The organism is Bacteroidales bacterium (assembly GCA_021157585.1).
In the GTDB taxonomy this organism is placed as follows: Bacteria; Bacteroidota; Bacteroidia; order Bacteroidales; family UBA12170; genus UBA12170.
Genome location: JAGGWH010000036.1, coordinates 1 through 12758, shown reverse-complemented (window position 1 = coordinate 12758; position 12758 = coordinate 1). Strand labels below are relative to the sequence as shown.

The 12758-nt window shown below is 34.4% G+C and carries 12 protein-coding genes; 10 read left to right on the top strand and 2 right to left on the bottom strand.

The annotated features are described in order from the left end of the window. Positions 1-246, bottom strand: coding sequence for a helix-turn-helix domain-containing protein (locus tag J7K39_01970; protein ID MCD6178647.1), 246 nt, complete (start codon positions 244-246; stop codon positions 1-3). A gap of 125 nt (positions 247-371) precedes the next feature. Between J7K39_01970 and J7K39_01965 the strand changes: the two genes are divergently transcribed. From J7K39_01965 to J7K39_01940, 6 genes are all read left to right on the top strand, one after another. Beyond that, a complete protein-coding gene (locus J7K39_01965) occupies positions 372-1208 on the top strand; it encodes a hypothetical protein (protein MCD6178646.1) in 837 nt (278 codons plus the stop codon). A 105-nt stretch (positions 1209-1313) separates the two neighbouring features. Further along, the gene (locus tag J7K39_01960) at positions 1314-2183 is read left to right on the top strand and encodes a hypothetical protein (protein ID MCD6178645.1); all 870 of its coding nucleotides are present in this window, start codon (positions 1314-1316) and stop codon (positions 2181-2183) included. Between the two features lie 82 nt (positions 2184-2265). Further along, entirely contained in the window at positions 2266-2715 is a 450-nt protein-coding gene (gene smpB / locus J7K39_01955) for an SsrA-binding protein SmpB (GenBank protein MCD6178644.1), read from the top strand. A gap of 91 nt (positions 2716-2806) precedes the next feature. Further along, positions 2807-4192 carry an MFS transporter gene (locus tag J7K39_01950; protein ID MCD6178643.1) on the top strand — a complete coding sequence of 462 codons (1386 nt, stop codon included), beginning with the start codon at positions 2807-2809 and terminating at the stop codon, positions 4190-4192. Between the two features lie 78 nt (positions 4193-4270). Continuing rightward, positions 4271-5365 (top strand): glycosyltransferase family 4 protein, encoded by a 1095-nt coding sequence (locus J7K39_01945; GenBank protein MCD6178642.1) that lies wholly within the window; start codon positions 4271-4273, stop codon positions 5363-5365. After that, a complete protein-coding gene (locus tag J7K39_01940; protein MCD6178641.1) occupies positions 5365-6321 on the top strand; it encodes an NAD-dependent epimerase/dehydratase family protein in 957 nt (318 codons plus the stop codon). Before J7K39_01945 ends, J7K39_01940 begins: the two co-directional genes overlap by 1 nt. 214 nt (positions 6322-6535) lie before the next feature. Here the strand turns inward: J7K39_01940 and J7K39_01935 are convergent, their stop codons facing one another. After that, positions 6536-6997 carry a hypothetical protein gene (locus tag J7K39_01935; protein ID MCD6178640.1) on the bottom strand — a complete coding sequence of 154 codons (462 nt, stop codon included), beginning with the start codon at positions 6995-6997 and terminating at the stop codon, positions 6536-6538. A gap of 642 nt (positions 6998-7639) precedes the next feature. On the opposite strand from J7K39_01935, the gene lpdA reads away from it, so the two are divergent. From lpdA to J7K39_01915, 4 genes are all read left to right on the top strand, one after another. After that, on the top strand, positions 7640-9031 hold the full coding sequence (gene lpdA, locus J7K39_01930) for a dihydrolipoyl dehydrogenase (GenBank protein ID MCD6178639.1): 1392 nt from the start codon (positions 7640-7642) through the stop codon (positions 9029-9031). Positions 9032-9163: 132 nt separating this feature from the next. Beyond that, positions 9164-10597, top strand: a complete 1434-nt coding sequence (gene hydG, locus J7K39_01925; protein MCD6178638.1) for a [FeFe] hydrogenase H-cluster radical SAM maturase HydG — start codon at positions 9164-9166, stop codon at positions 10595-10597. Positions 10598-10692: 95 nt separating this feature from the next. Then, positions 10693-11877, top strand: a complete 1185-nt coding sequence (locus J7K39_01920) for an aspartate aminotransferase family protein (GenBank protein ID MCD6178637.1) — start codon at positions 10693-10695, stop codon at positions 11875-11877. A gap of 252 nt (positions 11878-12129) precedes the next feature. Further along, the coding region (locus tag J7K39_01915) for a GNAT family N-acetyltransferase (protein MCD6178636.1) at positions 12130-12758 on the top strand (629 nt) is incomplete at its 3' end.

The window sequence follows — 12758 nt, the reverse complement described above, 5'->3', positions numbered from 1 at the left end:
TTATTTATTTTCTTGTATTATTTGACTCAATGGTTTCTGCGGTTCAGTAGAAAAAATAAACCCAACCGGCTGCTTAAATACCTCGCTAAACCGAAAAGCTAAATCTAAGCTGGGATTATACTCTTCGCGCTCCAAATATCCAATGGTTTGATAATTTACCTTCACTTTTTTAGCCAATTCTTTCCGGCTAATCCCTTGATCGTGGCGCAAAACAGCAATCCGATTATATATCTTTCTACTTTTCATAGCACAAATATAGTATATTCTATTGTATATATACAACATTTTATTAATAATATTTAACAATATTATGATTCGATATCTTCAATAATACCATTGGAAAAGTGTATCTTTGAAGAAAAAAGAAAGATATGCAAGCACAACAAGAATTTGATATGAAAAAAGTTTTCCCGATAGGGATAGCAATTATTGGAATAATAGTAATTTTAATATCGTGGAACAGTATGACTACAACTATTAGATCCGGAGAAGGAGGAGTCCTTTTTAAACTTTTAGGAAATGGAGTAGATACCGAAAACACTTATGGCGAGGGATTCCATTTTATTATGCCCTGGAACAGTATGTTTATTTACCAAGTTCGTCAGCAAGAAGTTGCCGAAAAAATGGCAGTATTATCTTCCAACGGATTAGAAATTACTGTTGATGTATCTGTATGGTATCAACCTTCATTCACAGAATTAGGTAAGCTACATCAAGAAAAAGGGCAAAATTATTTGCAAACCTTAGTTAAACCTTCTATTCGTTCGGCTACACGTTCTGTAATTGGTCGTTATACTCCCGAACAAATATATTCATCCAAACGGGATGTCATTCAAAAAGAAATCTTTGAAGAAACCAGAGATTTACTTATTAGTCAATATATACAAATTAACGAAGTATTAGTAAGGGATATTACTTTACCTTCAACTCTTAAAATGGCTATTGAAAACAAATTAAAACAAGAGCAAGAAAGTTTGGAATATGAATTTCTCTTGGAAAAAGCTACCAAAGAAGCTAAACGTATTGAGATAGATGCAAAAGGTAAAGCCAACGCTAACAGAATTCTAAATGCTAGTTTAACGGATAAAATTCTACAAGAAAAAGGCATTGAAGCAACATTAAAACTAGCCGAATCTCCTAATACGAAAGTTGTGGTTATCGGTAACAATAAAAACGGAATGCCGTTAATTTTGGGCGATTCCAAATAGCTTCACATACTTATAGAATATAGAAAAAAGGAATATTTACGATAAATTTATCTGTAAATGTTCTTTTTTTTTCGTATATTTGGTTTCAACTAGACCACACCCTAAATGTTTAAGATTATTGAAACTCCTCGCGATGCGATGCAAGGCATAGTTGAGTTTATCCCCACAGAAAAAAAAATTGCATTTATTAACGCCCTTTTAGAGGTCGGATTCGACACTATCGATTTCGGGAGTTTTGTCAGCCCAAGAGCAATACCTCAAATGCGCGATACTGCCCAAGTTATTGAAGGCTTAGATTTATCTAAAACAAAGACTAAACTTTTGGCTATTATTCCCAATCTTCGCGGAGCAGAAAGAGCTAAAGATTTTGAGCAAATTACCTATTTAGGTTATCCTTTCTCCATATCTAACACTTTTTTACAACTAAATATTAATTCAAATATTGGAAAAGCATTTGAAGAGGCGGATAAAATACTAAACCTTTGTTATAAAACAGGAAAAGAACTTGTTCTCTATATTTCTATGGCGTTTGGAAATCCTTACGGAGATTTATGGAGTCCCAAGATAGTTTATGAATGGACAAGGAGATTACATCAAATTGGGATTAAAATCATTGCGCTTTCTGATACAACCGGTGTTGGCAATACCGAAACTATCGGACAGTCGTTTAAAGCCGTAGTAAATGAATTTACCGATATTGAATTTGGAGCACATTTACATACAACTACAGAAAATTGCATTCCTAATATTTCTGCTGCTTTTGATAGTGGATGTCGTCGTTTCGACACTGCTATTAATGGTTTAGGAGGTTGCCCTATGTCGAAAAAGAAAATGATAGGCAATTTAAAGACCAGAAATCTATTGGGATTTCTTAAAGAACGCAATATTGATTACAAACTCAATATGCGTGCTTTTCACAAAGCCCTGTCCATAGAATCCTTTACTTTTCCGGGCGGAATGACACTGCCGTCATAAATAGAATTAACGAAGAGAAATTTTTCCAACGACTAATAGCCAAAAGCCCTAATTTCCCTATCTTTGCCAAGATTAATAAATAATGGGACTACCAAAAGTTAATATAAGAAACAAACGCGCCAGCTACGAATACTTTTTAGTCGAACGCTATATTGCAGGAATACAATTGCAAGGCACTGAGATAAAATCTATCCGTTACGGAAAAGCTAATCTCTCTGATGCCTACTGTGTATTTATTGATAACGAGCTGTTTGTACGCAATTTACATATCTCAGAATACGCTTTGGGAACTCATTATAATCATACTGTTAAACGAGATAGAAAACTATTACTCAATAAAAAAGAGTTAAAAAAACTACTCATAAAAATCAACGAAAAGGGATTTACTATCATTCCCACTAGATTATTTGTTAACGACAGAGGCTTGGCAAAATTGGAAATAGCATTAGCCAAAGGAAAGCACACTTACGATAAGAGAAATACAATTAAACAAAAAGATATCCAACGCGATACCGAAAGGGAACGTTTTTAAAAATCAGACTTACTTTATCAATTATTTATATTGTTTTAGATTTATCTAATCATAAAAAATCACTAATTTCGGCTCTAGCAAAAAGATATAAATGAGTCAAACCTCCTCAGTTGAAAAAAAATCCACTCTCCTTGTAGCCTCGATAGCCAGCTTTATTACGCCTTTTATGGGTTCTGCAATAAATATTGCCTTACCAACTATCGGAATAAGTTTTTCAGCCGATGCCATAACTTTAAGTTGGGTAGCTACAGCTTATTTACTAACAGTAGCCATTTTTCTAATCCCTTTTGGGCGTATAGCCGATATTTATGGAAGAAAAAAAATATTTCTTTACGGAATAATACTATTTACTTTAGCTTCTTTTTTCAGCGGACTAGCACCAAGCATTAATATACTTATCTTTTTTAGAGTCTTACAAGCCATTGGCAGTGCAATGATATTTAGTGCCAGCGTCGCCATTATCACTTCCGTTTTCCCACCAAAAGAAAGAGGAGGAGCAATGGGAATTGCCGTCAGTGCTGTTTATATTGGACTTTCACTTGGTCCCTTTTTGGGAGGATTGCTCACTCAACATCTTGGCTGGAGAAGTATCTTCTTTTCCGTTATTCCCGTGGGTTTAATTGCTATCTATTTCGTTTTAACTAAATTAAAGAATGAATGGGCAGATTCTAAAGGAGAACCTTTTGATTGGGGAGGCTCTTTACTTTATGCTACCGCTTTATTTTTTATTATGATTGGATTTCCCAAGCTACCCGAAACACTAGGAATCACTTATTTAACAGTTGGCATAGTTTTTCTTTTAGTATTTATATGGTTAGAATTACGTTTAAAATTTCCCGTATTGGAATTACAACTTTTTAAAAATAATATCATTTTCCGTTATTCTAATTTAGCAGCATTAATTAATTATATGTCGACTTTTGCCATAGCTTTTTTGCTTAGCTTTTATCTTCAGTATTTTAAAGGATTAGACCCACAAAGTGCCGGTTTTGTTTTAGTATCTCAACCAATAATAATGGCTATCTTCTCACCTTGGGCAGGTCGCCTCTCAGATCGTATTGACCCTCAAATTATCTCATCTATCGGAATGGCTATTTCTGTACTCGGATTATCATTATTAGCCTTTATTTCAGCGGAAACATCCTTGCTATATATAATCTTAGTTTTAATGTTATTAGGCTTAGGCTTTGCCTTATTTTCTTCTCCCAACAGCAATTCTATTATGAGCTCAGTAGAAAAGAAACATCTGGGAATAGCTTCTGCCAGCTTAGGAACTACGCGAATGATTGGACAAATGTTTAGTATGGGAATTGCTATGATGTTATTTTCTCATTACATCGGACAAAACAGTATTAACACAAGTAATTTACCACAATTGCTAAAATCAATGCAGGCAGCATTTATTATTTTTGCCTTCCTGAGTTTCTTAGGCGTTTTTGCTTCTCTTGCTCGTGGAAAAAGGCTCAAAAAAGCATAAACATTAAACAATAGATATGTTTTCTGTTTGCATCTATAAAAATTCGATATTTGCAAACAATTAATTTATTTGCAATCTATGAAACCTTTACATATCCTCATACTCACTTACGAAGGCGTAATTGCAGGATCAACTATGTCGATTAGCTATTTGGCTAAGGGTTTAACAGAAAAAGGGCATAAAGTTACACTCGCGTGTAAACCCGAAAGTTTATATATTAGACTATTGAAAGACAGCAAAGTTAAAATAGAGCATCTCCCCTTTTCTTCAAAATGGGACAGAAAAAGTATGCGAGCTATTAAAGATATTGTTTTACGCGATGATATTGATATCATAAATGCTCAGGCATCTTACGATCGTTACCTTTCTATTTTCGCACGTTGGATTTATAAATTACCCGTTAAACTAGTACACACTAGACGACAAATGCCTCTTTCTGTTGGCGGAATACAATCGTGGTTTTACACTAAAGGAACAGATCAAATTATTGCTGTCAGCCAAGGCGTTAAAGATGCACTGATAAAAAAAGGAACTCCGGCAAATCATATTACCGTTATTTACAACGGAACACCTGCAGAGAAATATGCTTCAATTGATGAAAACCAAGTAAAACAGCTACGTATAAAATACAATATCCCTGAGAATCATCGAGTGGTTGGTTGTGTTTCTCGCTTAAAAAAACATGTCCAATTAGTAAAAGCATTGGCTTTAATTGATGAGCCTGTAACCGCTTTCTTTTTAGGCTTTACAGCCGAAAGATTGGGCATAGAAGCTGTCGAAATTGCACGCAAAAAACATACTCTTCACTTTCTTGGAATGGTAGATCCATCAGAAGTATTAGCTCATTATAAACTTTTTAATGCCTACGTTTTACCCTCAACAACCGAAGGACTTTCTCAAGCTATTTTAGAAGCAATGTATATGGAATTACCTGTGGTAGCAACACGTGCAGGAGGAAATCCTGATTTGGTTAAAGAAATGGAAAACGGTTTGCTTTTCGATGATGAAAATATTGACGAACTAGCACAGCAACTAAGCAAAATTTTAGATAATCCTGAACTATCCAAAAAACTCTCTGCCGGTGCCAAATACACAGCACAACATACTTTCTCTATCGATAAAACTATAGAGAATTACATCGACTATTTTACTAAACTCAGAAACGAAAAATAATGAAGATTCTTGTTACCGGAGCAGCCGGATTTATTGGCTCTCATCTTTGCGAATACCTTGCAGATCAAAATCATGAAGTTATTGGTTTAGATGGCTTTACCAACTATTATTCCAGAAAATTAAAGGATATTAATGCTGCCGAAGTCAAGAAAAAAGGTGTTACTATTCACGAATACGATTTGATGAATAATGATTTCAAAAAAGCACTTCCTACTGATTTTGATTATATCTATCATTTGGCCGCACAACCCGGCTTATCTAATAGAGTTAGCTTTGAAGAATATACCAAAAACAACTTACATGCCACTGCCAATCTTATCGATTTCGCAAAACAAAACACTAAACTCAAATGCTTTATAAACGTTTCAACATCATCTGTTTACGGTCGCGAAGCAACATCCAAAGAGAGCATAGCTGTTGAGCCTGCTTCCTATTATGGAGTAACCAAACTAGCTGCCGAGCAGTTAGCACTTTCTCAGCATCGACAAGGAATTCTTAAAGCTTGCTCACTCCGATTATACTCTGTTTACGGACCACGAGAACGCCCGGAAAAGCTTTACACCAAACTTATTGATAGCATTTTAAACGATAAAACATTTCCTCTTTATAAAGGAAGTATGGAACACTCGCGAAGTTTTACTTATGTTGGCGATGCCGTAAAAGGTCTTGCCGCAGTACTAAATAATACCGAAGCTTGCTTAGGTGAGATTATTAATGTAGGATCTGATAAGGAAATAAAAACAGGTGACGGCATTAGAATTATTGAGGAAATTATGGGTAAAAAAGCCCGATTTGACATACAAGCTCCTTTGCAAGGAGATCAAACACAAACGCTGGCTATTATTGATAAAGCTATAAGATTATTAAACTACCAACCTACAACCGAGTTAAAAGAAGGTTTGCAAAAACAAGTAGAATGGTATAAAGAATTATTCTCAAAATCTTTGAATAAATAAGAGTTTATATATAAACTCCCATTGGGTTGAATTTAAGCAAAAAACAAATTGAAAAAAGAATAGCAAAACGCTAATCAAGAGGGCGACTCCACACTTATGACCTGCATTTATTCCCTACCTGCAATTTCGTATATAGTAAGCCGTTTTTAGCTGAAAATTGACATAAAAAAAGGAGCCTTAATTTAAAGCTCCTAATAAAACATAAATCATAAAATTACAATTCCGCAATTATTGTATTTATTTCATTTACAAAACCCTGTACTTTTTCTTTCTCTAATATGGAAATTTCATAACCTGTAATTTGTCCTGCATTATTTGTAATATCAAAAGTTGCAGTATAACAGTTTAAAATATTTACCAAACCCAATATAGCAAGAATAATTCCAATAATAAATGAACTACCAAGCATAGACAATCCCGCTCCCAAAAGCACAACACCTATAAGTAATCTTACAAAATGAAATTTTGTAGAGCTAATAACTGAAGCTATCGACTTTAATGGAATAGCTATTTGCGCCTTACCAAGCGGTATTAAACCTAAAAGAGTATTTGGAGTATGTCCCGTTATTCTTTTATCAGTTAATGTATAATTTGCTTTAAGCCAAAATAAAATAAGGTTTGCGGTGAAAATATCCTCCCTGATTATTTTTTCATCTTTTCCTAATACTGTACTCATAATTCTGCGTTGTTTTAATTAAATAATCCCATACTCATAAGGCTTTTCTGAAACGCCCCGTTTAATTTATGGTCTCCGGCTCCATATTTTTCTTTATTTCATCAACAATTATGAAGAATCAAAAAGAAATTTCAAAAATCCAGTCATTCGTTTCATCATAGTATTTTATTTATTGAACAAAAAAATATTCACCTGAAAAATATTATTCACTAACTCCACATAAAACACAATAAAACATTACACCACAACTACTATATCATCAATAAAAACACGCAGAATTAAATTTGTTTTTAAGTATATATGTTTCAGCCATGTAGGCATTCCAAAGATAAGAAAAAAAGAAGCGGAAACAAAATGACTAATTAAAAATTTACAATATTTCATATGTACATACCAATTACTTAAATTATTTAACACAACACATGTCTTACTTATAAATTTATTAATTTACAATATTATCAAAACTAAGATATACAAAAAAACACCTAAGTAACTGAAACAGAACAAAAAAGCTATAGAATATAAAAACATCTAATATTAAATAGCCAAATTGCATTTTACTAAATTATAAATGGTTTTTATTCTTCAGCTGCAGATAATTTTGTAAATTTGCTCAAAATTTAATTCTAATTTAGAATCAATATGAATTACGACATACTTGTATTAGGCAGTGGACCAGGAGGTTATGTTGCCGCAATAAGAGCATCACAATTAGGTAAAAAAGTTGCAGTTATAGAAAGAGCCGAACTGGGTGGCATATGCCTAAATTGGGGATGTATTCCTACCAAGGCATTATTAAAAAGTGCTCAGATTTATAATTACGCATCTCATGCTAACGACTATGGTATTAAAATTGCCGGTAATATTGAAGCCGACTTTGAAGCGATTATTAAACGAAGCAGAGGCGTAGCCAGTAATATGAGCAAAGGCATACAATTCCTATTTAAAAAAAATAAAGTAGATGTTATTCAAGGTTTTGGTAAAATTAAACCCAATAAAAAAATTGAGGTAACAGACGCCAATGGTAAAATCAAGGAATATTCTGCCAATCATATAATTTTAGCTACCGGTGCTCGTTCTCGCGAATTACCAAACTTACCTCAAGATGGTAAAAAAATTATTGGATATCGCGAAGCTATGACACTCGACAAACAACCGGAATCTATGCTTGTAGTTGGTTCCGGTGCTATTGGCTCTGAATTGGCTTATTTCTACAACAGTATAGGCACTAAAGTAACTTTGGTTGAATTTCTTGATACTATTGTTCCACTCGAAGATATAGAAGTTTCTAAACAATTAGGCAGAAGCTTCAAAAAAGCCGGAATGAAAGTTATGGTTTCCAGCGAAGTAACTAATGTAGACACTTCCGGAGAAAAATGCCAAATAACTATCAAAACCAAAAAGGGAGAAGAAAAAATAGAAGCTGATATAGTTCTTTCTGCTGTTGGAATTGCAACTAATATTGAAAATATTGGATTAGAAGAGACCGGAATTTTAACCGAAAGAGGAAAAGTTTTAGTTGACGAATATTTCCGTACTAATGTAGAAGGATATTATGCCATAGGCGATATTATTCCGGGTCCCGCATTAGCACATACAGCTTCACACGAAGGGATTATCTGTGTCGAAAAAATTGCAGGTCACAACCCCACTACTATGGACTACAATAATAATCCGGGCTGTACTTATACAACCCCCGAAATTGCCAGTGTTGGATATACCGAAAAGGCGGCTAAAGAAGCCGGTTTCGATATTAAAGTCGGTAAATTCCCATTTAGTGCTTCAGGAAGAGCAAGTGCAGGAGGCAATAAAGAAGGCTTTGTAAAGGTTATTTTTGATGCTAAATATGGCGAATGGTTGGGCTGCCATATGATAGGTGATAATGTAACAGAAATGATAGCCGAAGTTATAGTTGCACGCAAACTGGAAACTACGGGTAGAGAAATTATTGAAGCCGTTCATCCACATCCAACTATGTCCGAAGCTATTATGGAAGCTGTCGCAGCTGCTTATGGCGAAGTAATTCATATTTAAACAATCAAATAATATTTAGAAGCCGGTATAAATTAAATCTATACCGGCTTTTTTAATTTTAATTTTCAAAGAATTGAAAGTAATTAAAAAAATGCATACCTTTGTTAAATAATTAACAATAGAAATATTGAAATGAAATTTACGCCCGAAAACTACCGAATTGCTGACAAAAGCATGGAAGCATTTATTGATGCCGAAGAAATTGAAAATATACTATCAAATACAGTTACAAGTCCTACTTTAGTCGATAAAATTATCCAAAAATCTTTAAATAAAAACCGACTAACATTGCAGGATACTGCTGTTCTGTTAAAAGCCGAAGATGAAAAATCCATACAAAAAATAAAAGCAGGAGCACGACTATTAAAGAAAACTATTTACGGTAATAGAATCGTATTATTTGCTCCTCTCTATGTTGGAAACAAATGTATAAATAACTGTGAATATTGTGGTTTTAAATCTTCCAATAAAAAAGCAATAAGAAAGACTTTGGATAAGAAAAACCTTATAAAAGAAGTTGAAGCTTTAGAAGATAACGGACAAAAACGCTTAATACTCGTTTATGGGGAGCATCCGGAATATACTCCGGAATTTATTGCCGAGAATGTAAAAACCGTTTATAGTGTTAAAAAAGGACAAGGCGAAATCCGACGCGTGAATATCAATGCAGCTCCTCTTTCTATCGAAGGATTTAAAACAGTTAAAGAATCCGGAATAGGAACATATCAGGTTTTTCAAGAAACCTACCATCCGGATGCATATAAGAAGTATCATCTTGGAGGAGCAAAACGGAATTACGAAAACCGCTTAACAGCACTCGACCGCGCAATGGAAGCAGGAATTGATGATGTGGGTATTGGAGCCTTGTTTGGCTTATACGACTGGCGATTTGAAGTGATGGGATTGCTCAGACATGTTAATCATTTAGAAGCCTGCTATAATGTTGGACCACACACTATTTCTTTTCCACGTCTTCAAGATGCATCTACTTTTATTCAAGATAATCGTTATCGAGTTTCGGATGAAGATTTTACCAAATTAGTTGCTATCTTACGCTTAGCTGTTCCCTATACAGGAATGATTTTAACGGCGCGTGAACCTGAAAATATCCGCAAAGAAGTACTTCAGTATGGAGTTTCGCAAATTGATGGTGGAACAAAAATTGAATTAGGAGAATATACCAATAACAAAGTGAATAACGAGGAGCAAAATCTTAACCGAGAACAATTCAAAATCAATGATGACAGATCTTTAAATGATGTAATTGATGAACTATTAGATGATTGTTACTTACCCAGTTTCTGCACCGCCTGCTACCGTTTAGGCAGAACAGGAGAGCATTTTATGGAATTCTCTGTTCCCGGCTTTATCAAAAGATATTGTTCTGCAAACGCAATTCTCACCCTCTCGGAATACATTATGGATTACGCCAAACCTAGCACCGCAGTAAAGGGGTGGAAAGTTATTGAAAGAAATCTCATCGACTTAGAAAAATTTCAAAAAACAGATGAAATAAAAAAACGTATTGAACAAATTAAACAAGGCGAAAGGGATTTATATTTTTAATTCTGTCTTAAAGTCTTTAATATTGACTCTCGACTTTCTGACTTTTTGACTTTCGACCTTAGGACATTATTCTTACTTTTGCAAAAAATCAGAACATGCACCTTTCCAACCGTCAATTATACTATCAGCATCTTGCTGTTCCTGCCAATGTCCCGGAAGCCTTAGAAATTGTAAAAGCCGAAGGTATTTATTTACATACTGACAAAGGAGATAAATATGTCGATTTAGTTTCAGGCGTTTCAGTAAGTAATATAGGACACCGTCACCCTAAAGTTGTAGAAGCTATTAAAAATCAAGTTGATAAATATATGCACTTGATGGTTTATGGTGAGTTTATTCAATCGCCTCAAGTACAACTTGCAGGAAAACTAACAGAAAAGCTCCCCTCTTCATTAGATGCTGTTTTTCTCGTTAATTCAGGCAGCGAAGCTATAGAAGGTGCTATGAAATTAGCAAAACGCAGCACTAAACGTAGCGAAATAATTGCTTTTAAAAATGCCTATCACGGAGGCACACAAGGCGCTTTAAGTATTTTGGGTAATGAGGAAATGAAATATGCTTTTCGTCCACTCCTACCTGATATTCGTTTTTTAGAGTTCAATAACTTTGATAACTTATCACAAATCACAAAAAAAACAGCCGCCGTTGTAGTGGAAGCCATTCAAGCCGAGGCAGGAATTATTTTACCTAAAGTTGGTTTTTTAAAAGCCCTGCGAAAACGCTGTGATGAAGTGAGTTGCGAATTAATCTTAGACGATATCCAAATGGGATTTGGTCGAACAGGAAAACTCTTTAGTTTTGAGAATTACGATTTTATTCCCGATATAATGACAATTGCCAAAGGAATGGGTGGCGGTATGCCCATTGGAGCTTTTGTTTCTTCAAAAGAAAAGATGAACCTGCTTCAACATCAACCTGCATTAGGACATATTACCACTTTTGGCGGACATCCGGTAAGTGCTGCCGCAGCCTTGGCTAGTTTAGAGGTTTTAACAGAAACCGATCTTGTAGAACAAGCTAATGCAAAAGGAAAACGCTTTGCTGATGGACTTATAAATCACCCAAAAGTTAAAGAAATCCGTCAACAAGGTTTAATGTTAGCTGTAGAACTTAAAAGTGAAGAAATAGCTACCGAGATAATGCCAAAACTTTTTGCTAACCGTTTAATTGTTGACCAGTTTCTATTTAATCGCAGTAGTTTCCGCATTGCCCCTCCCCTGATAATTACCATTGATGAAATTGATAATATAATAAAGGCTATTCTCAAAAGTTTTAGCTAATAAAGGAGGGAATAAAATTCGATTATATTATCCTGTATTTGTGTTATTTTTGTAGAATATCATTAGTGTTTATAAAAAATAAGGATACATAAAAACAATTGAAGAGCGATGCTTTCTTAAACTTCAAATAAAAATTACATTTCGGGTTTTCAATTCAAAAAAAATTTTACCTTTGCCGTTCTATGCAAAACGATTGTATAAATATTCATATTCCAGGTTTAGAAGTTCTCGCTTCTAGCTTAGCTTCCTCTTTTGAGCGAAGAATGGATCGTCGTTTTAGACGCCTTAGGGCGTAAATATTTTATAGTGGAGTTACGTACTCTGCTTTTTCCCAGTCATTTTTCAATTTATTTATTCAAAATCACAATCCATTTTACTATGGAAGTTAAAATTACTTTGGCGACTAAAAGTCATCATATATATGCAGAGTCTATTTGCAAGATAATAGAAAATGCAGCAAAAATAAAAGGTACAGGTATTGCCATTCGGCAAACCGATTACATTATTCAGAAGATGGAAGATGGAAAGGCAATCATCGCTTTAGATGGTGATAAAGCTGTTGGCTTTTGTTATATCGAGAGTTGGGAAGGACAAAAATATGTTGCCAATTCCGGACTTATCGTACATCCCGATTATAGAAAAACAGGTTTAGCCAAATCTATAAAACTAGCCACCTTTGAACTCTCAAAAAAGAAATTCCCTAAAGCCAAGCTTTTTGGTATCACCACGAGTTTAGCCGTTATGAAGATAAATTCAGATCTAGGCTATAAACCAGTTACATTTTCAGAGCTCACCAAAGATCAAACTTTTTGGGAGGGTTGTAAAACCTGTCCTAATTACGATATCCTCGAACGCACGGATAAAACGCTCTGTTTATGCAC

What these genes read in the sequence shown, in the direction of transcription:
- hydG (MCD6178638.1), top strand. Translation starts at nt 9,164, where the DNA reads ATGAAATTTACGCCCGAAAACTACCGAATTGCTGACAAAAGCATGGAA.
- J7K39_01920 (MCD6178637.1), top strand. Translation starts at nt 10,693, where the DNA reads ATGCACCTTTCCAACCGTCAATTATACTATCAGCATCTTGCTGTTCCT.
- J7K39_01950 (MCD6178643.1), top strand. Translation starts at nt 2,807, where the DNA reads ATGAGTCAAACCTCCTCAGTTGAAAAAAAATCCACTCTCCTTGTAGCC.
- smpB (MCD6178644.1), top strand. Translation starts at nt 2,266, where the DNA reads ATGGGACTACCAAAAGTTAATATAAGAAACAAACGCGCCAGCTACGAA.
- J7K39_01970 (MCD6178647.1), bottom strand. Translation starts at nt 246, where the DNA reads ATGAAAAGTAGAAAGATATATAATCGGATTGCTGTTTTGCGCCACGAT.
- J7K39_01940 (MCD6178641.1), top strand. Translation starts at nt 5,365, where the DNA reads ATGAAGATTCTTGTTACCGGAGCAGCCGGATTTATTGGCTCTCATCTT.
- J7K39_01935 (MCD6178640.1), bottom strand. Translation starts at nt 6,997, where the DNA reads ATGAGTACAGTATTAGGAAAAGATGAAAAAATAATCAGGGAGGATATT.
- J7K39_01945 (MCD6178642.1), top strand. Translation starts at nt 4,271, where the DNA reads ATGAAACCTTTACATATCCTCATACTCACTTACGAAGGCGTAATTGCA.
- J7K39_01960 (MCD6178645.1), top strand. Translation starts at nt 1,314, where the DNA reads ATGTTTAAGATTATTGAAACTCCTCGCGATGCGATGCAAGGCATAGTT.
- lpdA (MCD6178639.1), top strand. Translation starts at nt 7,640, where the DNA reads ATGAATTACGACATACTTGTATTAGGCAGTGGACCAGGAGGTTATGTT.
- J7K39_01965 (MCD6178646.1), top strand. Translation starts at nt 372, where the DNA reads ATGCAAGCACAACAAGAATTTGATATGAAAAAAGTTTTCCCGATAGGG.